At 60.1% G+C, this 24,390-nt stretch carries 16 protein-coding genes and 2 pseudogenes; 5 read left to right on the top strand and 13 right to left on the bottom strand.

Annotated features, from left to right (window positions below):
- Positions 1 to 28: 28 nt before the first annotated feature.
- The 4 genes from ACI3K3_RS15980 to ACI3K3_RS15965 form a co-directional block, all read right to left on the bottom strand.
- The gene (locus ACI3K3_RS15980; protein WP_404915368.1) at positions 29 to 1,372 is read right to left on the bottom strand and encodes a c-type cytochrome; all 1,344 of its coding nucleotides are present in this window, start codon (positions 1,370 to 1,372) and stop codon (positions 29 to 31) included.
- A gap of 12 nt (positions 1,373 to 1,384) precedes the next feature.
- Positions 1,385 to 3,154, bottom strand: a complete 1,770-nt coding sequence (locus tag ACI3K3_RS15975) for a GMC family oxidoreductase (RefSeq protein ID WP_404915366.1) — start codon at positions 3,152 to 3,154, stop codon at positions 1,385 to 1,387.
- Positions 3,155 to 3,205: 51 nt separating this feature from the next.
- On the bottom strand, positions 3,206 to 3,931 hold the full coding sequence (locus ACI3K3_RS15970) for a gluconate 2-dehydrogenase subunit 3 family protein (protein WP_404915364.1): 726 nt from the start codon (positions 3,929 to 3,931) through the stop codon (positions 3,206 to 3,208).
- 292 nt (positions 3,932 to 4,223) lie between these two features.
- Entirely contained in the window at positions 4,224 to 5,537 is a 1,314-nt protein-coding gene (locus tag ACI3K3_RS15965; RefSeq protein ID WP_404915362.1) for a carbohydrate porin, read from the bottom strand.
- 79 nt (positions 5,538 to 5,616) lie between these two features.
- Here ACI3K3_RS15965 and ACI3K3_RS15960 point away from each other — a divergent pair, with 79 nt between their 5' ends.
- A complete protein-coding gene (locus ACI3K3_RS15960) occupies positions 5,617 to 6,816 on the top strand; it encodes a LacI family DNA-binding transcriptional regulator (RefSeq protein ID WP_404915360.1) in 1,200 nt (399 codons plus the stop codon).
- Positions 6,817 to 7,353: 537 nt separating this feature from the next.
- Here the strand turns inward: ACI3K3_RS15960 and ACI3K3_RS15955 are convergent.
- From ACI3K3_RS15955 to ACI3K3_RS15940, 4 genes are all read right to left on the bottom strand, one after another.
- Entirely contained in the window at positions 7,354 to 7,881 is a 528-nt protein-coding gene (locus tag ACI3K3_RS15955) for a TetR/AcrR family transcriptional regulator (RefSeq protein WP_404915358.1), read from the bottom strand.
- A 134-nt stretch (positions 7,882 to 8,015) separates the two neighbouring features.
- The gene (locus ACI3K3_RS15950; RefSeq protein ID WP_404915356.1) at positions 8,016 to 9,446 is read right to left on the bottom strand and encodes an acyl-CoA reductase; all 1,431 of its coding nucleotides are present in this window, start codon (positions 9,444 to 9,446) and stop codon (positions 8,016 to 8,018) included.
- Positions 9,447 to 9,462: 16 nt separating this feature from the next.
- Positions 9,463 to 10,809, bottom strand: coding sequence for a hypothetical protein (locus ACI3K3_RS15945; protein WP_404915354.1), 1,347 nt, complete (start codon positions 10,807 to 10,809; stop codon positions 9,463 to 9,465).
- Between the two features lie 100 nt (positions 10,810 to 10,909).
- On the bottom strand, positions 10,910 to 11,785 hold the full coding sequence (locus tag ACI3K3_RS15940; protein WP_404915352.1) for an SDR family NAD(P)-dependent oxidoreductase: 876 nt from the start codon (positions 11,783 to 11,785) through the stop codon (positions 10,910 to 10,912).
- A gap of 616 nt (positions 11,786 to 12,401) precedes the next feature.
- Between ACI3K3_RS15940 and ACI3K3_RS15935 the strand changes: the two genes are divergently transcribed.
- Entirely contained in the window at positions 12,402 to 13,661 is a 1,260-nt protein-coding gene (locus ACI3K3_RS15935; RefSeq protein ID WP_404915350.1) for an MFS transporter, read from the top strand.
- 42 nt (positions 13,662 to 13,703) lie between these two features.
- Here the strand turns inward: ACI3K3_RS15935 and ACI3K3_RS15930 are convergent, their stop codons facing one another.
- Entirely contained in the window at positions 13,704 to 14,306 is a 603-nt protein-coding gene (locus ACI3K3_RS15930) for a TetR/AcrR family transcriptional regulator (RefSeq protein WP_404915348.1), read from the bottom strand.
- A gap of 239 nt (positions 14,307 to 14,545) precedes the next feature.
- Between ACI3K3_RS15930 and ACI3K3_RS15925 the strand changes: the two genes are divergently transcribed.
- The 3 genes from ACI3K3_RS15925 (at position 14,546) to ACI3K3_RS15915 (ending at position 20,858) form a co-directional block, all read left to right on the top strand.
- Complete coding sequence (locus ACI3K3_RS15925) at positions 14,546 to 17,095, top strand: TonB-dependent receptor (protein ID WP_404915346.1); 2,550 nt, start codon at positions 14,546 to 14,548, stop codon at positions 17,093 to 17,095.
- A 3-nt stretch (positions 17,096 to 17,098) separates the two neighbouring features.
- Entirely contained in the window at positions 17,099 to 18,073 is a 975-nt protein-coding gene (locus ACI3K3_RS15920; protein ID WP_404915344.1) for a hypothetical protein, read from the top strand.
- Positions 18,074 to 18,290: 217 nt separating this feature from the next.
- Entirely contained in the window at positions 18,291 to 20,858 is a 2,568-nt protein-coding gene (locus tag ACI3K3_RS15915) for a beta-glucosidase (protein ID WP_404915342.1), read from the top strand.
- A gap of 489 nt (positions 20,859 to 21,347) precedes the next feature.
- Here ACI3K3_RS15915 and ACI3K3_RS15910 read toward each other — a convergent pair whose 3' ends face one another.
- From ACI3K3_RS15910 to ACI3K3_RS15895, 4 genes and pseudogenes are all read right to left on the bottom strand, one after another.
- Positions 21,348 to 22,394, bottom strand: a complete 1,047-nt coding sequence (locus tag ACI3K3_RS15910; RefSeq protein WP_404915340.1) for a hypothetical protein — start codon at positions 22,392 to 22,394, stop codon at positions 21,348 to 21,350.
- Between the two features lie 58 nt (positions 22,395 to 22,452).
- On the bottom strand, positions 22,453 to 23,259 hold the full coding sequence (locus ACI3K3_RS15905) for an SDR family NAD(P)-dependent oxidoreductase (RefSeq protein WP_404915338.1): 807 nt from the start codon (positions 23,257 to 23,259) through the stop codon (positions 22,453 to 22,455).
- 239 nt (positions 23,260 to 23,498) lie between these two features.
- Positions 23,499 to 23,974, bottom strand: a pseudogene (locus ACI3K3_RS15900) (IS630 family transposase); the annotation flags it as partial.
- Between the two features lie 284 nt (positions 23,975 to 24,258).
- A pseudogene (locus ACI3K3_RS15895) lies at positions 24,259 to 24,390 on the bottom strand (IS110 family transposase); the annotation flags it as partial.

Raw genomic sequence — 24,390 nt, 5'->3', positions numbered from 1 at the left:
CCTCGAGATGGCGGCGGTGGGCGTTCCCTCAGTTGGCCGGCAGGTTCTTTGCCGCTTCGAGTTCCTTGCGCATGTGCGCCACGTCGCTCTCGCTCACCGGCCTGGCGGCATTGCCCCAGCTGTTGCGGATGTAGTCCAGCGTTTCGGCGATCTGGCGGTCGTCCATTTTCCAGGCGAACGAGGGCATGCCTGCCCCGGTCGGTTTGCTGTGCGTCGATGCGGCCCGTCCGCCCACCAGCATGACCTGGATCGCGCTGGCGGCATCGTCCGACTGGAGGCCCTGATTGCCCGCGAAGGCCGGAGTCATGTTGCCCATGCCCTCGCCGCGAACGCCGTGGCAGGCCGAGCAGTTGACTTCATATCGCAGCGCCGCCCGCTTCATTGCGGGACTGCTCGCCGGGATCGCCTCGGGACGTTTCCTGTCCGAGGGCGGCAGCGACTTGAGGTAGACGGCCATGGCCCTGATATCCGCGTCCGACAGATACTGGAGCGAATGCTCCACCGCCTCGGCCATCGGGCCTGCGGCGATCGCAGTCGTGTCGCCACCGGTCTTGAGGTACTCGGCGATGTCCTCGACGGACGCCTTGCCCAGCCCGAAGTGATCGTTGCCGGTGAGATCGGGCGCATACCAGTACCCGATGCGTCCCCCCTGAAGATAGCGCCCCGTGCTTTCCGCGCCCAGCAGGTTGCGCGGCGTATGGCAGGCGGAACAGTGCCCGCCCCCATCTACAAGATAGCGCCCCCGCTCCCACTCGGGAGACTTGCCCGGCGTCGGTGCCAGCGGCTTGCGGTCGTAGAACAGCATGTCCCAGCCCGCCATCGCCAGGCGGATACTGAAGGGGAACATCATGCCCCCGTTTTCGTCCACTGCATTGGAAACAGGCTTGACGGTCGACATGTAGGCCCAGAGGTCATGCATGTCGCGGTCGGTCAGCTTGGCATAGGCGGTGTAGGGCATGGCGGGATAGAGAAAGCCCTTCGAACCCTGCCCATGGCGCACCGCATCGAAGAAATCCCGCTCGGTCATGCCGCCGATACCGGTCTGCCGGTCGGGCGTGATGTTCGAGGAAAGGATCGTGCCGAAGTCGGTGTCAAAGCGGTAGCCCCCGGCGAACGCGCCCTTGGACCCGTTGTGGCAAGCCGCACAATCGGCGGCGCGCATCACATATTCGCCCCGCTTGACGGCGGCAGGATCGGCCATCTTCACATCGGCCAGCGCGATGCTGTCTTCGGCGACGGCCGAGCGCGAGGTATCGAGGGCACTGCGCGCCCAGGCGCCGACGCCGACGGCGCCGACCAGTACGGCGGCACTGGCGATCAGGGCAATGCGCTTCCAGTTGCGCGCGGGTCTCGCTTCAGCGGTGGAGTCCATGAAAGGTCAGCCTCAGGCGAGCGGCGCGGGCTTGCGCAGGTAAGTCTGGTGAATGGCCTGGGCCGTGCGAATGGCCAGGGCGCCGACGGTCCCGGTCGGATTGTAGCCGGCGTTGTTGGGGAACGCCGAGGCACCGACGACGAACAGGTTATGTGCGTCCCAGCTCTGAAGCCATGGATTGACGGCCGAGCTGGCGGGATCATCGCCCATCACCGCGCCGCCGATCACATGATCCGAGGCGACGACAGCGGTGGAGAAAGCCTTGTCCGCGAAGTTGAAGCCTGAAACATGGGCTGCGCCCATCTCGCGCGCGATCTCGACGGCGCGGTCCATCGTGTACTTCGCCATGTTACGATCGCTCTGGGCATAGTCGTAGGTCAGGCGCAGCAGCGGAACGCCGAACCTGTCGCGGTAAGTGGGATCGAGATCGAGCGACGCGGCTTTCGTCGGCATCGAGCAGCCCTGGTTGAAGATCGTCCCGTAGTTGCGGTAATACTTCGCGTAGCCCTTCTTGAAACCGCTGCCCCAGCGCGGCGTGCCCGGCGGCAGGTTACCGGCCTTGGCGATCGGGGCGCCGTCGCGCGAGAGCGTCAGGATGCCGGCGCCGCCGATGAAGTCCAGGTTCGAATGGTCGAAGTTGTCGCCGTTGTAGTCGTCGATCTGCGAACCGAGACCGCCGGTGCCGATGAACGGGTTGATCTGCTCGTCCTCGAACCACATGTCCGTGCCGGAAACGGTCTGGAAGCTGAAGTTGCGTCCAATCGTGCCTTCGCCGGTCTTGGGATCGTAGGTCTTGCCGATGCGCGAATTGAGCAGGATGCGCACGTTGTCCACCTGGAAAGCAGTGAGGCAGACGATGTCGGCGGGCTGCTCCACTTCGCGGCCATGCTCGTCGATGAACGTGACGCCGGTGACGGTCTTGCCGTCCGCCGCCTTGTTCACTTTGGTGACGACCGACTTGGTGATGACCTTGAAGTTCGCCCGGCGCACCAGCACCGGGAAGATGCACGCCTGGGGGCTGGACTTCGAGAAATTGCCGCAGCCATAGGCCAGACAGAAACCGCAATAGGTGCAGGCGCCCATGGTGACGCCCAGCGGGTTCACATAAGGCTGCGAGATATTGGCGCAGGGGATCGTGAAGGGGTGCAGGCCCATGCGCGTGGTGGCGTCGTTGAACAGCTCCATCATGCGCAGGGTCTTGAGCTTCGGGGTGGGATAGTCGCGGCTGCGCGGGCCTTCGAACACGTTGCCGTCCGGCTGGATCTCGCCCTTGATATTGCCCGCCTGCCCGGAGATTCCGGCGATGCGCTCCCAGCGGTCGTAGAACGGCTCCAGTTCGTCGTAAGTAACACCCCAGTCCTGAAGCTGCATCTCCCCGTCCTCGGCCTTCTTGCGGCCGTAGTGCTCGATCGTCTTCGAGCGGACCTCGAAATCCCAGGGGGAAAAGCGCCAGGCCATGCCCGCCCAGTGGAAGCCCGCACCGCCAACGCCGCCGCCCATCTCGAAGATACCGAAATCGCGCAGCGGCGCGGCGACCTGCCCCGCGTGGTTGCGAAACGTCACGGTATTGTCGCGCGGAGGCGAGAACAGCTCCTTGCGCTGGCCCCAGCGCAGTTCGTCCGGATCGACGGCGGGTGGCGTGTGCGTGGACGTGTCGATCCACGGACCGCGATCGATCGCGACCACGTTGAGCCCGGCGCGGGTGAGTTCCTCGGCCATGAGCGAACCGGACCACCCGAGCCCCACCACAACCACGTCTGCCTTGGGCCGTTTGCTTGCCATGTCGTTTTGCTTTCTTCGAATTTCGCCTGGGACCGCGTCGGTGGAAAAGCGTCAGTCCTTGGGAATGAGGCTCACGGGTTCGAGCCCGAGATCCTCGCCGGTACGGTCGGCGTAGAGGCGGTAATCATAGCGGGCGCCGGGGAAGCCGATCATCTTCCAGCCGGCCATGTCCTTGTTGCCGCCGTACATCGGGTCGCCGAAGTAGCCCTCGCGCACGTTGGACAGCATGAGTTCGAAAAAGGCCCTGGTGTTCACTTCGGGCGCGAGTTCGATCGTGCCGGCTTCCATGCCAGTGAGGATCGCGTCCTGCTGCTCTGCGGCCAGATCGGCGAACGAGGCCTGGTGGCTGCGCTGCGCATAAGCTTCGAGTGCGCGCAGACCGGTTTCGTAGCGCTCGCGGGGGGTGGCGATGAACTGCGGCTTCTGCATCAGTTCGTCCTCGCCGGGCGCCTTCGGGCCGGAACGATAGAGCATCGCGCCGCTGCCGAATGCCCCCGCCAGCTGTGCATCAAGGAAATCGACACAGCCCGCCGCGCTTGCCGAGGGGCCAAGCTCGTCGCCGGGGATCAGCCTGTCGAACACGGCAGCAACGGTGCGCCGATCGATTTCGCGCACCAGGACCTGCGGTTTTCCGCCCTGCGGCGCAGGGACCGGCATGAAGGCCTTGTCGAGCGCCATGTCGTGCGGGAAGCCCTGCATTTCTTCGGCGAGAAGCTTGGCAGCCGGCACCGCGCCGACGGCCAGGCCCAGCGAGGAGAGGATTTCCCTTCGTTTCATCGAACAGCCCTTTGCTTCACCCCGGCCGACATCTCGCTCAAAGCGCCCAGGCGCGGCGCAGCCGCATCGCATCGCGCAGGCCGGGGCCGCACGGCGACGGGACACGCCGATACCGGGACATGGTGTCGATCCGTTTCGCGAACGACCCGCGACCGGAAGGGCCCGCAAGGGTTCCGATGGCCGTTCATCTCTTCTGCCTCGCCCATATTTGCGCCTCCACGGCGTGACAAGCAGCTATCGTCGTGCGACTTAGGTGGAATGAAAGAATCTCTCATTTTGAGAGGCCCGTAAGTCAAAAGCTGACCGCGGTTCGCGCCCCTACGATGATCGCATCGCGATTGGCCTTGGTGCCACCGGGCCGATGAAGCCATTGCACATCCGGCCGGATCTGAAGAAAGCGCGACACCTGCGCACCATAGAACAGCTCGAGCGCGTTCTCGCTTGTTCCCGGCAAGCCGGCCGCAAAACCAAGGGAAAGACGTTCGCGGCGGTAATCGGCCAGCCGCCGGTTGAGATGGTTGGCGCTGATCGCGATACCCACCTGATCCCGGGCACGCGCGGCGAAAGGGCCGGTCCAGACCATTCCGGCCGCCAGCGAGCGATCGACAATGCTCGTCGCGGCGTCGGCCAGAGTCGCATTGAAGAAGATCTTGACGTTGCGATCGCCGCCTTCATGCGTGTGGAAGCGCGCAACCACGCTGGAATAGCCGCCATAGGAGCCATCCCTTTCCTGGAAGGGCAGCCCGCTTGCTGCCGCCGGGGCGCGCTCCCGGTCCAGATAGACGTCGTCACGGGCCGCCGTGCTGTACCAGCCGCCGACCTTCACCGAAATCGCACCATTCCTGCCGACGCGGGGAGACCAGCCGAACTCTGCCGGGACAAGCGCTCCAGTCCCGCCCGAAGGGTTCAGGACATCGAGAAATCCCGTCGTCAGATTGCGCGGGTTGACCTGGTAGACGCCCACCTTGACGTAAGTCGCCGATCCGGTCGCCACTTTGGCGATCGCGCCCCACTGGCTGATCGGATAATTGTACCAATAGTCCGATACGATGTTCCCGACCTGGTTGCCGCAATAGGACAGGTTTATGAAGTCGCAATCGAACTCCTCAAAATCGCTGCCTGGGTTACTGCGCCCCACCCGAAGTGACACACGGTCCCCCAGCTTCTGATCGATCCAGAACTGGGAGATGCGCGTGACATTGCCGCGTCCGAAGATTTCCTGAGGCCCGAGCAGGGCCCCGATCCCCGACCGCGTGTTGATCCCCTGCCCGTCGCGATGGGAGATCGAAAGCGTGACCGCTCCCCCCTTCCATCCCACAAGCCGCTCCATGTCCGCCTGCCCGGTGAATGAGGCCTGCCCCGCATGGACGAGCGCGTCGCTGTTCCCGCCGCGCACCGCGATGAGGTCCTCCGACGTATAGTTGATCACGAAGTCGAAGCCGTCGCGCTTTAGGCGGTCCTTCCACGCCCAATAGGCGCGGAGTGGATTCGCTGCGACTCGGCTGCCCTCGTTCTCCGCCGCCTGGTCGGACGACGCGCTTTCCTCCCTCGTTTCGGAAGCAAACGCTGTGGCGGGGACGAGGCCGGTTCCCGGTCCTGCGGCCAACAGGCAGGCAAGTATGCGGCAGGATCGAAGGTTCGCCGCGCATTTGGCGAAAAAAACAGAGCGCATGGCGTGAAGTCCGATGAGTATAGGGGATGACGCGGCCGACAGGTGCCGCCTGGAGGCTTCCTCTTTCGCTTGGGGCCGCCATCTTCAAGCTTGCGTGGAATTACCTCTCATATTATCTCTTACGAACTCTCATTTTGTGAGATTCTCTGTGACAGATTCTGGTATGCGGCCTGTCTCCCGGCCTACGATAATCGACCTTGCCCGTGCCGCCGGCGTCAGCGTCTCTACGGTCGATCGGGTGCTGAACGGACGCGACCCCGTGCGTCAGATCACCGCCGATCGCGTGCTTGAAGCCGCTGAACGGATCGGATTTCGTGGCCTTGCCGCTCTCCGTCATCGCGTCGCCAACTCGCGACCGGTCGGCAGACTCGGCTTCCTGCTCCAGCTTCCCGCACAGCAGGAATATCGCATGTGGGGAGAACGGCTGGCGGAAGCGACCCGCGCCAGCACGATCATCCACGGCCGCCCCAGCATTCGCTTTCTGGACGATCTTTCGCCTGAGAACGTGGCCGAGAACATCATGGCACTCAGCCGCGAGGTCGATGCGCTGGCTGTCGTTGCCCAAGATCATCCAAAGATAAACCATGCCGTAGATATGCTCGCGGCGGACGACGTGCCGGTATTCACGCTCGTGACCGGACTCAGCGCCCAAGGGATAGCCGGCCATATCGGCATCGACGATCTCAAGAAGGGACGCACCGCCGCCTGGTTCATTCATGGTCTGTCGCATCGGCACCGCGCGGAAGCCGATTACAAAGTCGCCGTTCTGATGGGCAGCGCCCGCTATGTCAGCCAGGATCTCGCGGAGGCCGGCTTTCGCAGCTATCTGCGCGAACATGCCCCGGATGCCCGACTGATCCAGACGAGCGCCACTTTGGAAGACAACGACCAGGCCTTCTCGATCACCGCTGACCTGCTGGAAGCCCAGCCCGACATTGCAGGCATCTATGTCGCAGGAGGCGGCGTTGGCGGCGTCATCGCAGCATTGCGGACGCTTGAAAAAGACCGGCTGCCCATCGTCGTCGTCAACGAATTGACCGAAGAAACCCGTGCCGCATTGGCGGACGACGTCGTTGAGGTCGTCCTGTCCCACCCGGCAAAGACCATGGCGAAATCTGCTGTCGAAGTGATGGCGCGAAATTTAACTCACCCGGATCAAGGACGACAGCAGCATCTACTGGCATTCGAGATCTTCACCGCAGAGAATATCTGAAAGTTTATCGAAACAAGCGAATTCGCAATCTGATGTCGTCCAGTCAAAGTTAATCAGGCAAGGATCAACGCAGGAAGTGTCGGCGGTCAACGCCCACGCGGCGACCGAGCACAATGCTGGCAAACCATTGCTTCGGTTCCGCTAGAACTGGTTTGTAACCTCCGACCTCGGTGCTGGTTTGGAATTTTGAAAAGACAGGTGGCGCATCATTGTCCAGTGCAATGCCCCTCTCGACTTAAGATACACTTTCCCATCGCTAACGATCCGGAAACAGTAAAATCGATAGGGCTCGACATACAATGGACGACAAAACTCACGCGATGAGTTAAAATCACATCCCATCGTTAATTTTTTCATTTAAAGATGAAATACACCAACCAATTAAAGATAGGTACGATGGCATATTTGAGACACGCCAATCTCAGTAACCAACATTGCAAAATCAATCGCAAGCCTGAAATCTACCGAAACGTCAAACGGCAGTTTTGCGGCCTCCGCAGCACACAGGCACGGTGAGTATCTGCACTTCTCCTGACGTCAGGACAGCTCGATGCTGCGAGGTCGTGCCGTCAGTTCCAGAATGAGAACTTCTATAAGAGTGGCGACATTGGCAGTGGGATAGTCATCCGGCTGCTTCATCCACCAGGCGAGTATCTCGAAGACACCGGCTGTCACGAACGGCACGGCAAGATCTACCGGCAGCCAAGGGTTGCTGCGCGGCCGGCTTTCAGCGATATCGCGCGACCGGCGCATGAATTCCTGCCGCATCGCGTCCGCCGCACCGCCAGTCAGCAGCGTACGCCACAAGGCGCGATGGTCCGCAACGTAGGAACACATCGCCGCTGCCGAGTTGCCGCCGCGCTCGTCCTGTGCCTCCAGCGCAGTAAATCCGAAAGTGAGCAACTGACGGACTTCTTCGGTGGCAATGCTGGCGAGAAGCTCGTCCTTCCCGGAGAACCGGCGGTAGAACGTTGGATAGCTGAGTCCCGCCGCATCGCAAATCTCCTTGATGGAGATATCGTCGAGCGGACGTTCGGCGATCAAATTCAGGAAGGCGGCACGCATCGCCTCCAACGACCGCTGCGCGCGGGCATCGTCAGGTATCCGAGGCGTGGTCGTGCGGGGTCTGGCCAAGCTTCCTCTCGATCTTTATCCCTCCCGTTAGCCGCTGCCGAGGCAACGTTCAACAGGGGCTCGCCTCAGTCGTCCCCGTTGCAGCCATCCTCGTTCGCCATCCAGTGTACGAACCGATGGAGGGGATACATCGCGTCATGCGGATTACCGATGGCGCTTGGCCCCGCTTCGCCCAGCCGCACTACCCGCTGCGCGCCTGCGCTTGCCAAGCGATCGCGCAGGCCCTTCATGCGATCGAAAGGCCAGACGCCGACCGTCTGGGTGGCGACGTTGACATACTTCACCGCTTCCTCCAGCGAGTGTACGCAGACCACGTTGGAGGTCTTCCGCAGCGGATGGAAGTCGACCGGCTCCTCCGAGCGTATCGCCACACCCCGCCCGTCGCTCGCCCCGAAAACCGCATAGTCTTCGTCCATCATGCGCAGCCCGTCGATCTGCTCGCGCAGGTCCGATTCAAGCGGGCGCGGCGCTCCCTCGCCCATATGATCGACCCGAATTTCGGCAGCCAAGGCCTCGCAATAGCGATCCGCGTCCTCCGGGCTCGCCTCTATGAAAGTGAAGCGACTGCACACGCAGGCCTCCTGGTTGGCCATCGCCACGTCGAAGGCGTTGCGCCAGGCGGCCTCAGCAAGCGCCTTGTCCGAAGCGAAGACCTCGCGTCCGACCATTGAGATCGAAGTCTTGGGATCGAACGACACCAGCTGGAATCCCGGCCCGATGTATTTCATCACATTGTTGATGGCGTCGCCGCCGCCCCAGGCGACCAGCTTATCGAAATACTGCGGACGGAACAGCACGCGCTCTACCGCTTCGTCGCCGCCCCGCCAATATACCGCAGACATCGAACGCACGACCGGATGGTCCGGGTCGACATCCGCCATGGTACGCAGAAACGCAACGGTCGAGAACGGATCGGCGGAGGCCATCTTGAAGACGTTCACCGCCTTGACCAGCGCGCCCTGCGCGATCGAGCGAATGCCCTGAGCGGGAGCGTTGCCCGGCAGCACATGGATCAGGCGCGGCGCATAAGCGCGGATGAAACTGCGGCGCCCCTGGTGGTCGGTATGTGGAATCCACGTGTCCAGCGCCTGCGGATCGGGGAAGTTCTGTTCCACCACTTCGCGCAGCGACCGCGGATCGAGATACTCGGCTGCGTTGCGCATCGTGAACTCGATCATGGCGCGCGGTTGCAGGCTCACTTTCGCCATTCGCTCGATACATGCGCCGACATAGGGGTTGTTCGGATCGACCAGTCGCTGACCGGTCTCGGCCAGAAAATCGATGATTTCGGCGATCGGCGTGTCCAGCAGCGGCGGCAGTTCGGTACGCGGGCAAACGAGAAGGTCCATGTCCAGCTTTGGCGTCGCGAAGGCAACGCCAAGATCTCGCGAACGATGAACCGAATCCGCGCCTTCGACAAGCGCGCCGCGAATGAAGAAGGGAGCCGAATCCGGTTGTGTTTCCGAAATGGCGGCGGGATCGCTGTGCATGTTCATGGGCTTATCTCCCAGGTCAGGAAAGGCCGCGGACATAGGCGTCGACAGTGCCGGCGCAGCCGATCTTGTCGTCGCCCTTGATGTCGGCGTAGCGGGTGATGGTATCGGCGATGGACGGCGAAGCATGGCCACAGGCACAAGGCCCGAAATCGACCTCGATCTTGTCCCCCGAGATGACGCCGCCCCAGCGGCCCTCCATGGAAAGGTCGAAGAAGGCGGCACGCGCCTCGATCTGGCCCTGGTCCGTGGGCAGCAATTCGTCTCCGTTCTCGTTTAGCGGCAGGCACACGAGCCATGGCGGGATGTGATACCGCCCATGGCTGCACTGAGGCATATTCGACTGGATTTCCTGCATTCCGTAGGAAAGAAACGTGCGCTCGGACGAAATGTTGAAAGTCTCGTAGACGAATTCTCGGTAATCGTCTGGCAACTGTGCCCGCTTCAGGCCTCCGCTGCAAAACAGGGCGTTGCGCGGGTTGAAATCCTTCGCGGAAAAGCCGCGATCCCGCACCATCCTTGCCACCTGATAATGGCCTGCCCACATGCCCATGAGGAACTGTTCGTCCTCGCGCGCGGCGATGATCGCATCGACGACGGCATCGATGGCATCGGTCATGGCCTTCTGACGCTGGGCGGCCGATTCCTCGAAAGCAGCGATCTCGCCGGGGGTGGCTACCCCGTCGGCAATCCGCTTGCGCATGACGATGGCGCCGGTGATCGAGCCCACCGTCATAGGCGGCGCCGGCGAGATGAACGGCGCCACGTCGGTACGCGCGAAAGCCTGGAAAAGCCCCAAGCCCAGAGCGATATTCTTGGGCACCGCAGCTACTGGACCTGTGCTGAAGAAGCGCCGCGACTGGTTGTCCTGAACGTCGGCGCCCCAAAGCACCGCGTTCACAAGGTCCTGGCTTCCATGCGCAATATCGGCCCCCGAGGAGTTCAGCATCGCCGACTTGCCTGTCGTGCCGCTGGAACAGGAGACATAATGTCCCGCATCCTGAAGGCGAACGATCCACTGATCGATCCCCTCGATCTCCGACAGATCGACGTTGTTGGTCGGATGGGCGGACACCGTGCCGAGCCAACGGGTCAGCTTGTCCCACTTCTCATCGAGCAGGAAACTTTCGGGGTACGACTTGTAGGCTGTGTGCGGCAACAGCAGCGCCACGGCATCTTCCCGGCTTGAGATGGCGGAAATCCCAACGTCCTTGGCCCGCATAGCCAAGACCTTGATCCTCTCGGACTGCTCCTCGAACCGCTCGTTCATCGCGGCGACCTGCGCGTCTCGAACGTCCTCGAACGCCAAATCGAAACCGGCTCGAGTGGGCATGTGCGCCAACAGGCTGTCGGTTACAGTTCCCATGCATTTATCCTCTTCCAAGCGGAGCCGCGTTTGCGCGAGTCTCTCGAATTGCCGTTATGTTATTTAAAATTACACATGACGCAAGAGGATCCCTCGTCCGTCAGGTCGCATCGCCGAAGCGATATCCTGTCAGCCGTTCGGACAAGTCCCAGATCTTCGTTCGCAAAGTCGCATCGTGCACCGAACGGGCAAACTCGCATTCGCCGGGCGGCCCTTTCATCTCCTTGAAGCCCTTCGGACCGTAAAGGCGCCCTCCAACCACTTCGGGAGACGTCGCCGCGTGAATGATCGGGAGCGCCCCTCCGGACGCTGGCTGACCTATCAGAGGCGCGATAAACCGCGTGAAGAACAAGCTGCGAAGACTCGCGCGGCCCTGCCCTCCCTGGAACAGGTTGGTCGATGCGAACCCCGGATGCGCCGCCAGACTCAAGATTCCCCAGCCCGCTGCCTCGCTCCGCTTCTGCAACTCCACGGCAAACATGGCCTGCAGCAGCTTCGACGTACAATAGGCCGGTCCGGCCTTGTAACGCGCCACATCATCCAGCGCATCGAGATCGAGTTTCGCATAATGCTGGGCCAGGCTGGTGACGCTGACCACACGCGCACCCGGTCGCAGCAAGGGCAGCAAGCCGGCCGTTACCGCGAAATGGCCAAGATGATTGACGCCGAACTGGAGCTCATGACCCTCGGCGGTTACCTGGCGGGCCGGCGGTGTCATAACTCCAGCATTGTTCACCAAGATGTCCACTGCTTCGCCCCGATCCCGCAAGGCAGCGGTGAAAGCCGCTACGGACGAGAGGCTCGCGAGGTCGAGCAGCTCAAACCTGACATCCGAACCGTGCGAAACCTCCGACAGCGAACGCACCGCCATCTGCCCTTTTTCGGCGCTCCGTCCAGCTACGATAACGCGATGACCGGCACGCACGAAGGCTGCTGCCGCCTCATGACCGAGACCGGCCGTGCCGGTAACGACCACAAGTGACGATTGGGAGCTTACTGCTTCCATCGATTACCCCTCCTCATCTGACCAACGAAGCTCACTGCACTGTAATATTTATGCAAAGCACGAATCGACTTGCTGAACCCGCCAGATTGTGCATTCTATCTGTATCTTCAAATAACACAGGATGGTCAAACACGCAATTTTGTCCAAAATTCCTCGATGTTTTTCGAAGATTTCACGGCAGTCGCTCATCATAATGCATTAAAAAATGACTGGAGAGGCGAGATGACGAAAAGGCACAAGGCGCCACCACCTGCATTCGATGGTGCATCAAGACTGGAGGCGCCGCAGCGGGGTGAAAGCGGGGAAGTGGCCGCAATCCTCGAAGATACATCGCGGGCCATCGTCAATTCCAGGACACTTCCATATCGCGTAGATACGCCGCGAAACGCATGCATGATGAATGGTTTGACGGCTTCGGCGTCGAGCCTCGAGGCTGGAATGAATTGGCCGCCAATTCTTCGGGTTTCAGCCTCATTGCCACTCTACCAACAACCAAGAAATTGTCTGCCGATGCTGGGACAACGGACGCGCTTCGGGGCCTCGAATTTGCAGCGATCCGCTTCTGCAGTGAGCAACTGAGAAATCCATGTCGGACCGATCCGCAAACCAGGCCGCTCGCGCCGAGTGGCGTTTGCACTGGCCGCTGGTGGTAGCCTCGGCAATGGGGTTCTCGCTCCATTCGCTTTCATCCTATTCCCTCGGGCTCTTCATGGAGCCACTCGGACGCGAATTCGGATGGGCCCGCGCCGAAATATCCATTGTCAGCGTCATTCCTGGCATACTCATGGTGCTACTATCACCAGCGATCGGCGCTGTGGTCGATCGTTACGGAAGTCGCCGGATGGCTTTGCCATCCATTGCCCTGACCGGAGGATCGATCGCTCTCGCCGGTCTGGCGAGCGGATCGCTCGCACAGTGGATGCTTATATGGCTGATTTACGGAGTGGTCAGTCTTGGCGTGAAAACGACGGTCTGGACTACCGCAATCTCCCGCGCTTTCGAAGCGGGTCGCGGCCTGGCCCTGGGAGTTACGCTTACCGGCACCGCAATCGCCCAGATTGCAGTGCCTCCACTGGCGCAATGGCTGATCGATGACTTTGGCTGGAGGCAGGCCTATATCTGGTTGGGATTAGGATGGGCCGCCCCCTGCTTCATATTCGCCGTTGCATTCCTGTACGACGCCAGCGATCGTGAAAGGCTGCAGAACAGGGCCCAGCAACGTCGCGACCCAGCGCCTTCAGGTTACGGACTCACGCTTGCTCAGGCTCTGCGCAGCCGCCCTTTGCAGCGGATAGGCGCATCGACGTTGCTGACAATGTTCATCGGGACAGCGATCATGATCCACCAGGTGCCGATTCTGACGGCAAGCGGAATCACACGATCACACGCTGCGTGGCTGGCAAGCCTGGCGGGCGTTGCAGGGATCATCGGCAAACTCGCGACCGGCTGGATGACAGACCGTTGGAATGCGCGAACGATCGGGGTCATCAGTCTTACTGTTCCGGCATTGGCTTACGGAATTCTGATCGACGCCACGCGGTCACCCACGTTGACCATAATAGCCATGATGATCATCGGCTATACGATGGGCACCAAGCTGCAAATCTGTGCCTATCTGACCGTTCGCTATGCAGGTACGCTTCACTATGGCAAGGTCTTCGGCGTCATGACCAGTATCATAGGCATCGGCGGCGGACTTGGCTCAATCGCTGCAGGTGCGGTGTTTGACAAGTTCGGGCATTACGACCCGTTGCTCGTGTTTGGAATCGGTAGCAGTTTCGTTTGCGGCGGGTTGCTCTTCCGACTGAAAGAATATCCTAACTGGCACGAGGGCACTGCCCATTGAATTCGCGTCTAAAAGTAATTCGTCGTACAAGCCGATTTGGCCTCATATAGGATAGGCCGCCGCATCGATCTGACTCATCGCAGGCCGAACTACAAGAGCGGTAAGAAACTTGATGATATTATCAATGGGATAATCTTCAGGTTGAGCCAGCCACCAGGAAAGTATCTCAAAAATCGCTGCCACGACGAAAGACGATGCTAACTCTACTGGCAATCCTGGATTGTGCTCTCTGCGGGATAAGCCGAGTTCGCGTGCGATACGTAAAAATTCGTCCCGCATTGCTGTCGCAGCTCCTCCCGTGAGCAGTTGCTTCCAGAGCAGGCGATGGTCAGACACGTACGTACAAAGCGCCTCTAGCGACATCTGTTCTGCGTTGGTGTCAAAGATAGGAAGTGTCAGTGTAAGAAGCCGCTGCACTTCTCCCGCCGCGATATCTTGCAGTAATTCATCCTTGCCTGCATATCGGCGGAAGAACACCGGATAGCTAACTTCCGCCTCATTCGTTATGTCCCGAATCGTTATCTCGTTCAATGGTCGCTTGGACAGCAGCCTCAAAAATGCCTGCTGCAATGCATCACGGGAACGCATTGCGCGGGCATCGTGGGGGCGGGACATTCGTCGCGCCGACTGCTCACTCTTCGACATTCATTTTACTCTTTTCTTTCAGTTCCTTGACAGCCATTTCCGCTTCGAAATCACTTCCCCGCATCAACGACAGCTGCGGGAACAACCATACACACATTTGCTTGACGGTCTATCGGACCTATTTTACATTCCACTGTAGAATGCAAACAGGTTCAGCAGCAGTTTTTCGTTAGTTATAGACTGCCCTAACGTTTACAAATACAAAACAGTTCACCTGTGTGAACATAAGGGGATTGAGGATGTACTGTCATCGAGCGATTTTGCTCGCAGGTGTTGCATGCGCAGCGCTTGCGGAACCCAGTTATGCGCAAGACACGGCGTCAGAGACACCGGCGGCGATATCGATCAATGACATCGTTGTTACAGCGCGGCGAAAAGGAGAAAGTCTGCAGGACGTCCCGCAGACGGTGAACGCCGTGGCTGCAGACACAATCCAGAAGCTTCGCATCAACAACGCTTCCGACATCGCCCAGATCGTTCCGGGCCTAAGCATAGAAGGTTCATCATCCGGTGCCAGCGGGGCATTTGGCGCGAGCTCGGGCCTTCGCGGCGTTCCGACTTTTCTTTCCTCGAATGCCAGCCCCGTCGTCCAGTTCTATCTCAACGACGCCCCTACCGGACGGGGCCCCGAAGTAACGCGAACCTTGTTCGATATCGGGCAGGTCGAAGTTCTGAAAGGTCCGCAGGGAACCCTTCGAGGCCGTTCCGCGCCGACCGGGGCCATCACCATTACGTCGCGAAAGCCCGATCTCGATCAGATTGGTGGTTTCCTGAATATGAGCGCCTCATCGCGCGGGAATATGAACGTTCAAGCCGCTGTCGGTGTTCCGATCATCAAAGACGTGCTGGCGCTGCGAGTGGCCGGGGTGGTGGATCAGAACGAAGCCAACAGCGTCACCAGCATCAACTATCGCGCGGATCCACTCGTGCGCAACGAAGCCGTGCGGGCAACGCTACTGTTCGAACCCACGCCCGACTTCGAAGCGCAAATCATGTATCAGGGCGCCTGGAGAAATAGTCGCACTTTCAAACAGGTCGCCAAATTCGGTTCTTCTACGGACGAAGCGCCAATCACGGCCAGCCAGCGGCTGGGCATTACTGATCGGCCCGATATCGAAGATGGGAACACAGATTTCATTGTCGGCCAGGCTGAATGGCGTTTCGGCGGTCAAAAACTGAACTACGTGGGATCATATCGTAGAACCCGGTCGAATACCGCCTCGACTCAAGATGCCGCCAATGTCCTGCCGGGAGTCGAGTATTATCAGACCGCGATTTCCGATGCGAAGGAAACGTCTCATGAGCTCCGACTTAGTTCGGAAGAGCGCATTTTCGATATCTTCGACTATACGATCGGCGGGTTCTACGACCGTGAGAAATCCCATACCGATGTGGACGGCGTTGCCCAGTTCCTCACCGGCGCTTTCGGGCGCCCCGGTGCACCGGTAGTGCAGAACCCGCTCGACCGATACACCTTGCGAACCGCGATCACGATCGATCCCATCGTGACCGAAAAGTCGGCTTTCGCAAGCCTCACCGCCCATCTTGGATCACGGACCGAACTCTCGGGAGGGGTTCGGTACATCGATTTCAAGAGGCGCGATCGGGTTACCCTCGATCTCCTCGGTGGCTTCAACGCTCTCAACAATCCGACGCGCGGCCTGCTACCCTGCTCTGCTCTGGGCGCTCTCAGCCCAGCACTGACAGGTGCAGTGGCGAGTCCGGTCTATACTGGAGCGCCCTCGGTATGCGATCTACCGATTGCAGGCCGGCAATTACAGAATCTCGATCGTAGCAAGACCTTCAAGCCGCTTCTTTACAATGTCTCGCTCTCCCACAAGTTCACGCCTGACTTCATGGCTTATGGTAATGTCGGCTCCGCCTTCCGTTCCGCGGGACCGGCCATCGGCATCACAAGCGCGCTCACCTGCTGCACGCAGGCGGGCGGGCCCGACCTGGGCTCGATCGAAGACCTTATTTTCCACGGCCAGGAGCGCTCAACCACGTATGAACTGGGCTTCAAGTCCAGTTTCTTCGACCGGCGTGTTCGTTTGAACGTTGCTTTGTTCAAGCAGAAGTTTGATAACTTCTTCTTCCTTACGCAGTCAACTCGTTATCTCGCAGTGACGGATCCAAACAATCCGCTCGCGAGCAATATCAACTCCTCCGAGTTCACCGCCGATGCTGATGCGAAGGTCAAAGGTATCGATGTCGAGCTCGGCTTCCAGGTAACCCCTCGTTGGAACGTCGATCTTGGCTTCACATGGTCCAAGGCCCAACTGGATGATGCGTTGGTTCCTTGCAACGATGGCAATTTCGACGGTGTCGTCGACACTATCGTGCCGACCACGCAGGACTTTATCGATGCCGGCGTTATGGTCGCAAGGTGCCGCTCCAGCGAGTCCATTTCCCGCACACCGCGCTGGAATCTGACCGTACAGTCCGAATATTCAGCGCCGCTATCGGATCGTACCGACGCTTTCATCCGTGGTAACTTTGTCTATTATCCTGACAATCCGAATGCCACTCAGATAATGGTCATCGACAAATACAGTCTTCTCAATCTATTCGCCGGTGTCCGCGACGCCGAAAACGGCTGGGAGATTTCTCTTTTCGCTAACAACGTGCTAAACACCCAACAGGTTTTGTCGGTGAACCCGGTCGCTCCGGTATCCGCAGGTGGTGCCGCCGCGATCTTCGGACGTCCTCAAACAGACTACTTCCAGATCGGTTATACACCGAGGCGAGAAGTTGGTCTTCTAGTACGCTACGCCTTTGGCGGACGATAGGTTATGAAGCGGAGTTCCGTAGCGGGCCTGCTGATGGTTCTGGCGACCTCGGCGGTCGCTGCCACGGCAGCGGCGCCAGAGGATGGGGAAGCGCAGCTAAAGGGTCTGTGGGACATGATCCACCAGACATCCGAACGTCTCGACCGGCAGAACCTGACACCGGAGCTTCGCGGCTCCGGTCCCTATCCCGCCCGCATGGAACTCGACCTGGCACTCCCCAACGCCACCATCTATCGTCCCGCCGACATGAGCACGCTCGGATCCAAGAAGCTGGGCGTGCTCATCTGGGGTAACGGCGGCTGTTCCAATGATGGGGCGAGTGCTCGTGCCCATTTGGCTCAGATTGCTTCCTACGGCTATCTCGTGATAGCGCCAGGTAAGCCGCTCACCGGCCCACTACCTCTGCCCGGCGCTGCCACGCCCCGACCGATGACGGTGTCTATCAAGGATCTTCGCGAGGCGCTTGATTGGGCCTTGAGCGAAAATGCAAACACGGGCAGTCCCTACTACGGTCGGATTGATCCGACCCAAGTCGCCGCCGCCGGCCATAGTTGCGGCGGCATGTTGGCTATTCTTCTGGCGCAAGACCCCCGCATCCGCACGGTGATGATCCATAACAGCGGAATCTTTCCGGTTCTGCCCGACAATCCGCCGCTCGTGATGCACCGAGATCGCCTGCGGGCCATCCATACCCCGGTCCTGCTTCTGGTCGGGGGCAAGTCGGATGTTGCATGGCCAGTTGCAAATGAAGCGTTCGACGCCATAGAAAAGCAACCGGTCTTTTTCGGTAGCATGAATGTCGGTCATGAAGGTACTTTCGCACTTCCGCACGGTGGACCGATGGCAGACGTAGCGGTAGCATGGATGCAATGGCGCCTCCGTAATGACGACGTGGCGGCAAGAACATTCGTTGGATCCAGATGTACACTTTGCACTAACACGTCTTGGATCATTCGCCAGAAATCCATTGGCCGGTAAATAGTGATCCTGACCAAACGCAGCCCAGATGCCTAGCAGGCGACGCCGGATGCTTCTTGCATATTCTAGGTTTAGAAGTTTCAGCACACATGGTGATCGTTGCTCCCGCATGCCCGAACCTACTACAGGGGTTCAGGCAGGATTCCCGCTTTGATATTGATGCGAAACCCAGGGTCACTCTCTCCAACAGCCAATCAATTTGTCAAGGACTGCGTAAATGGCTAAGATCAACAGCAGAGCGATCCAGCTCTTGGCTTCCTGCGCGGTCTTCTGTAGCGGATTGCCTGTTACAGCGCATAGCCGGGAGAAGACCGAGCAGAAATCCTGGATGGCAGATGCGATCGTCGCGGAACAGGGAACTGCCAAAACGGATGCAGCGAAGGAAGCGGTAGCGCTTAGACGCGCCAAGTTACTGATCGCCGCGATGACAACCGATCAGAAAATGCAACAGCTTACCGGCAGCCGTCCTGAAATCCTGCCAGAGCTTCCCAACTGTTTCGGCGCCCGGCATGCTCGCGGGATACCCGAACTCAGTATTCCTACATTCCGCATAACCAATGGTCCCGTGGGCGTCGGCCAAAACGATTGCGTGTCTCCCACCATCGTAGACACAAAGGCAGCAGGGATTTTTGGACCGGCAATGGCAGCGGCATACACGCATAGTTCCTCCGCCAAGGCAACTGCTCTGCCCTCCGCCATCGGCGTAGCTGCGTCGTTCGATCCGGCTGTTGCCTCCAACTACGGAAGCATCATCGCGGATGATATGAACGACCTTGCCCTTCACGTTTTCGAGGCGCCCGGCCTGAACTTGGCGCGCCTGCCGATACTGGGCCGCAACTTTGAGTATTTCGGAGAAGATCCTTATCTGACCGCGATCATGGCCACCTCCGAAATCAAGGCCGTCCAGGCCAAGGGCCTGATCGCCATGCCAAAACACTACGTTGCAAACGAACAGGAAACCAATCGGCAATCAGTCGATATGAAAGTCGACAGGCAGGTTCTGCGCGAACTTTATCTGCTGCCTTTCGAAATGGCCGTTAAGGACGGCAAGGCTGCATCGGTCATGTGCGCCTATAATACCGTGAACGGTACTGGATCTTGCGAAAACAAGGAATTGCTCACCGATATCCTTCGCAAAGACTGGAGCTTCACCGGCTACGTTCAGCCCGACTTTTTCGCCACGAAGACTACGGTGCCTGCCATGAAGGCCGGCATGGATCATGAAATGCCGCAGCCGATGCGGTGGTCCCCGAAGAATTTGAACGATGCGCTGGTTAAAGGCGATCTCGTGATTGCCGATTTCGATCAAGCACTCGAACGCCGTTACACGCAAATGTTCAAGGCTGGAATCTTCGATCGGCCGCTCGTTCAGCGCCCTATGGACATTGAGGGCCATGGCCGCGCCGCGCGCGAAATCGGAACGCGTTCGGCGGTGTTGCTTCAGAACAATGGCGCACTTCCAATTCGTCGCGATGTTGGATCGGTATTGGTCATTGGCAAGGCCTCTCAACCTTATGCGCAGCAAGCCGTAGCCGGCGGTGCGCTGACGGGTAAGCCGATGGGATCGGGTGGAGGCAGCTCGGACGTGGTCCCACACTATTCGGTGACACCGATCGAAGGCATCCGTAACGCGCTTCAGCAGCAAGGAAACACGCGTGCCGCCGTCAAGCTCGTTCTAATAGACGATGAAAACCGCACAGCGACCATCGACGGCGCTTCCACGAGTTTTGAGGCGGTACTTACCGAGGCGGCGGCAGCGGATGCCGTCATTCTGATGGCGGGCACCATATCCGAAGAAGGCGCCGACCGCGCGACATTCACGGTGCCAAGTGGCAAGGTTCTGGCGGGAAGTGCCGCGGATGGACACGGACTCGATTGGTATGCGGACCGATCCGACGTCATCGCCGTGCTTAACCCCGGCAAGGATCCGCGGGCCGCGCTGGCAAGGAACAGTCAGACCCTAGCGATGATCAAGGCCTTGCTGGGCACACCGTCGACAAGCGGCACTTCCATGTCCGGCAAAGCGGTGCTGGTGCTCAAAGACAATGCCAGTGTTGCAATGGACCCTGCGCTGGTGGGCCCTGCAGGGCCTGCAATCCTCGAAGCATGGTTCCCCGGCCAGGAAGACGGAAACATCGTCGCCGACTTGCTATTCGGCCTCAAGAATCCGGGCGGCAAGTTGCCGGTTACATTCTCATACGCCGGCAAAGGCTTTCTCGACAATATCACCCCGGAACAGTTTCCGGGAGTAGTCGGAAGCGATGGAAAAACGCAAACAGTGAGTTATACGGAAAAGCTCGCGATCGGCTATCGCTGGTACGATTCCAACCTGAGCGGCCAATGCGAACCTTCCAACGGGCGCAACCCCTGCGTCGCTTTTCCCTTCGGCTACGGCTTGTCTTACACCAGCTTCACGGAGAGCAAACCTAGCTTATCCTACAACGCACGCAAGAAAGTCTGGCGCGCGAAAGTTCGTGTCAAGAACACCGGCAAAAGCGCCGGCGCGCAGGTGATCCAAGTCTATGTGGCACTCCCTCCCAGTGCCAGCGAGATAGGCGCACCTCAACCTCCAAAGCGTCTCGTCGGTTTCCAGCGCATCCTCTTGCCCGCCGGAACAGCCAAGACGGTGTCCATCGCGATCGACCCCGCTGCCAGCAATCACCCGCTAGGTGTATGGGATGAAAACAGGAAAGACTGGATCACGCCGTCCGGTGAACACCGCATCTTGATAGGCACTTCCTCCTCGCCGAGCGACCTAGTTCCTGCAGGAACTATTAAATTGTAGGCACCAGGAATTCCCGGGCTCCCTTAAGCACATCGAAGCGAGTGTCTCACCTAGCCTCGCCGCGCATCTGGTGGTCGATAGTCATGCCGCGCACACGCGTCCCAAAGTCCGCGCATGACTTGCCGCGCGACCGCGCTTCGCCGTTCCACTCGAACGACCGCTCCGCCATCTCGGCGTGCGCTATAACAGCGCTCGTTTGACTGCTCGATATCACAACAAGGCGTCCATATGCCCTGCGAAATTCACGTAGATCCCGATCCGCACAAGGCCGGGTTCCGTCGGCGCTTACCAATTGAGAGCGAGCGGACGGATCGCTCGCTCAACGTTTTTGGAATCCATCTTGACCCCGCCAGCCTCGAATAACTGTGGACTCTCGGTCATGGAAACTGAGCATCTACATATGGCGTGAGCCGCGGTGCGGGTTAGAACCGACCGCAACGATGTACGCGGTCCTACGCACTTGACCCGCCTCGGAGAATTCCAGAACTACTAGGCGCGAGCCAAACCTAGAGGCTTGACGATCCCGAGGTCCATATGCGTGACGAAGCCTGGAGCGGCTGCGCAGACCGCCGGGATCGCCGTTGCACCCAGCAACGCCGTCCAGGTGATGCCGAGAAACGGCAGGTGGCCATCCGCCTCGGGTGATGCCGCAAGCGTCAGTTCGAACGAGGGCGCGCCTTCCACCAGGATCCGGTGACGGCTTTCGCCCAGGTTCCATGCAGGCGTCATGTCTTCGCCCATCCGGTAGTAGAGATGGTAGACGAGGAACGGGGCGCCGTCGACCAAGGCAGTCCATTCCCAGTGCTGTCCTGCCACCGTGCCTGCGCAAATGACGCCGCCCTCATAGGCGATGTCATGCGTGGCCAGCGCGATCTCGTGCCGTTCCGTAACGTCGCCGATCCGCTTCCCGAGGCCTTCCACCACGAACGCCATCGACTGCGCGAAGGCATGCATGGCGCCCGTCATGCAATTGGGCCGCGCCGCCAGCTCGTCCGGCGAAAGGCCGAACCCCATGTACTCGATATAGACCGAGGGCGTCTTGAGCTTGTCGGCGATCTCGAAGACCTGAATCCGGTCGATGCGGTCGGACAGGCGGGTGAGCGTGAGCGGCAGGATGTCGCCGATGAAGCCGGGATGGATGCCGGTGCCATGAAACGACACGCCACCCTCGCGGCATGCGGCCTCGATCTTCTCGACATCGGCGCGGAACGGTTCGCTGGCGTAGACCGGGCCCAGCGGGCTTACCACATTCTTGCCGGAGCGAAGCAGGCGGCACACCGTGTCCACATCGGGCAGCAGCGGCGCGAAGTGAACGCAATCGGCATCGAGCGCCAGGATCGCTTCCACATCGTCCGTCGCGGCAAGACCGATGGCGGGAAGGCCGACGAGTTCGCCCGCATCCCGGCCGACCTTGTCGGGATTGGTGACGAGAACCCCGACCGGCTGGAAATGGGGATTTCCGATGAAGTGTCGCAAGGCGGCCTGACCCACGGTGCCAGTAGCCCACTGAACGACGCGAAGAGGTTGGATTGTCATGACGTTACCGTTCCGATCTTCCATGCTGACTGTTGTGCGGCGCGGATTAGCCTGTGTTTCACAGGACCGCCCGCACCTGGCCGCCGTCGACCCTGTAGTTCGATCCCGTCACAAAGCCCGCGCGGGGGCTTGCCAGCATGCAGACCGCATGCGCGATATCGTCTGGTGTGCCCAGCCGGCCGGCGGGGGGCAGCTCGAAGATACCCGCCTCGGCCATGTGCCGGGTGACGTCAGCCACCGACATCCCCGCATCGCCGAACTGGGCGCGGCCCCATTGCAGGAGGCTGTCCATCATGATGACGCCGGGCGTCACCGTATTCACGGTCACGCCCGAATTGCGCAGCGAGCCGGCAAGGCTGACCGTGAAGTTGTTGAGCGCGGCCTTCGCGCCCGAATAGTCCGGTCCCAACCCGTTGGGCTGAAGCGATACCGCGCTGGAGATCTGGATCAGTCTTCCCCAACCCGCCTCGACCATCGATGGCGCGGCCAGCAAGGCCAAGCGCACCGAAGAGAGCGTATTGCCGTTATAGCTGTCCAGCCACTCTTCGATCTTCACGTCCAGCGGAGGCCGCGTGGTGCTGTCGGTAGAACTGCCTCCGGCGTTGTTCACCAGGATTTCTATCGGACCGCCCAGGGCGGCGACGGCCTGCTCATGCACCCGTTGGGCGCCGGCATCGGTCGACAGATCGCCTAGCGCGACACCTGCGGCGCCGATTTCCGCAGCCACTTTCTCGGCGCGTTCCCGATGCCGTCCATGCACGACGACCTTGCAGCCTTCCCGTGCCAACACGCGGGCTATCCCCTCCCCGATGCCGCTGCTGCTGCCGGTTACGAGGGTTCGCCGTCCATCCAGTTCCAGGTCCAAGGCATTTCTCCGCTTCACCCTGTCTGCCGGGTGTTGAAGAGACCTACTGGTTCAGATGAAGCGAGCGGTCACTTCCCATATGGGGACCGATATTGACTGGAAACCTCGAAAACCGGTGGTGTCGACGGGGGTGAGGAGATTCACCGCCTCGGAGCAACACCAAAGGACAGCGACGGCCCGAAATCCGGGTTCTTCGATCTTTCGGAGCGATGTGAGGCGTTTATACCAAGACTCCCTGATCACGACCCATATGCCCACTGGCGCAAGCCGATGGACATGATGCGCCATGGCTGATCGATGAGGCGGTTCCAGGCGTGGCAGCAGTGATCGACGACGTTGTCGTAGGACGAGAAGATGCGGTTGGAGAGCCAATTATCGCGCATGAACTGCCACACGTTTTCGACCGGATTGAGTTCGGGACATTTGGGCGGCAGCGGCAAGAGGGTGATGTTGGCCGGAATGTCGAGTTTGCCGGACATGTGCCATCCAGCCGAGCGCCGGGTGCGACCTGGCTGCTGATTTCGGCGAGATGCATGTCCATTGCTTCGCCGTTGCAACGAGGCATGACCAGCGCGGCGCCTTTGCCTTCTGCGGGACAGATCGCTCCAAAGATCCATGCCGAAGCCCGGCGCAGATCACGGAGCGCGACGGGTCTTGTTCCGCGCTTGGCCCAGCGCCGGGTGATCTGCGTTTTTTGACCGATCCGGGCCTCGTCTTTACATGAGGGTTCGATTGTCAAGGCTATGGCGGCATGTCGTTCATCCCGTTGATGCGATACATTTATCGTTCTGCAAGCGAGTTGGGGCGGCACTGTGCAGCAGCCTTGGCTGCGTAACCTTACATGCGGTCGGGTCCGATCTGGAACCCGTAACCATAATGCCTCATGCACGAGGCAAGGCCCCGATCGAACACGACCAACCTGCCACGCGGCAGTCTGGTGTAACCATTGACGAAGACGGTCGTGCTCCTCGCATCGCCACGGCTTCCCTGCGGCGATTCCTATACGGCTCTGAGCGTGCTTCCGACCGGGATTTCTCCGGTCTCGGTGAAGCGCCAGAGCGCGATCAACAACTTGCGCGCCATTGCGACGATCGCGATCCGGCGCGTTCGACCCTGCAGCTTACCGACGCG

This window comes from Novosphingobium sp. ZW T3_23, from assembly GCF_044987305.1.
Taxonomy (GTDB): Bacteria; Pseudomonadota; Alphaproteobacteria; order Sphingomonadales; family Sphingomonadaceae; genus Novosphingobium.
Note: the sequence above shows the minus strand (reverse complement) of the source record. Positions and strands in the feature narration are given on the sequence as shown.

Excerpts from the sequence above, each read along its gene's own strand:
- ACI3K3_RS15980 (WP_404915368.1), bottom strand. The coding sequence starts at position 1,372 with ATGGACTCCACCGCTGAAGCGAGACCCGCGCGCAACTGGAAGCGCATT.
- ACI3K3_RS15950 (WP_404915356.1), bottom strand. The coding sequence starts at position 9,446 with ATGAACATGCACAGCGATCCCGCCGCCATTTCGGAAACACAACCGGAT.
- ACI3K3_RS15915 (WP_404915342.1), top strand. The coding sequence starts at position 18,291 with ATGGCTAAGATCAACAGCAGAGCGATCCAGCTCTTGGCTTCCTGCGCG.
- ACI3K3_RS15955 (WP_404915358.1), bottom strand. The coding sequence starts at position 7,881 with ATGCGTGCCGCCTTCCTGAATTTGATCGCCGAACGTCCGCTCGACGAT.
- ACI3K3_RS15970 (WP_404915364.1), bottom strand. The coding sequence starts at position 3,931 with ATGAAACGAAGGGAAATCCTCTCCTCGCTGGGCCTGGCCGTCGGCGCG.
- ACI3K3_RS15975 (WP_404915366.1), bottom strand. The coding sequence starts at position 3,154 with ATGGCAAGCAAACGGCCCAAGGCAGACGTGGTTGTGGTGGGGCTCGGG.
- ACI3K3_RS15930 (WP_404915348.1), bottom strand. The coding sequence starts at position 14,306 with ATGTCGAAGAGTGAGCAGTCGGCGCGACGAATGTCCCGCCCCCACGAT.
- ACI3K3_RS15935 (WP_404915350.1), top strand. The coding sequence starts at position 12,402 with ATGTCGGACCGATCCGCAAACCAGGCCGCTCGCGCCGAGTGGCGTTTG.
- ACI3K3_RS15925 (WP_404915346.1), top strand. The coding sequence starts at position 14,546 with ATGTACTGTCATCGAGCGATTTTGCTCGCAGGTGTTGCATGCGCAGCG.
- ACI3K3_RS15920 (WP_404915344.1), top strand. The coding sequence starts at position 17,099 with ATGAAGCGGAGTTCCGTAGCGGGCCTGCTGATGGTTCTGGCGACCTCG.
- ACI3K3_RS15910 (WP_404915340.1), bottom strand. The coding sequence starts at position 22,394 with ATGACAATCCAACCTCTTCGCGTCGTTCAGTGGGCTACTGGCACCGTG.
- ACI3K3_RS15945 (WP_404915354.1), bottom strand. The coding sequence starts at position 10,809 with ATGGGAACTGTAACCGACAGCCTGTTGGCGCACATGCCCACTCGAGCC.
- ACI3K3_RS15960 (WP_404915360.1), top strand. The coding sequence starts at position 5,617 with ATGAGTATAGGGGATGACGCGGCCGACAGGTGCCGCCTGGAGGCTTCC.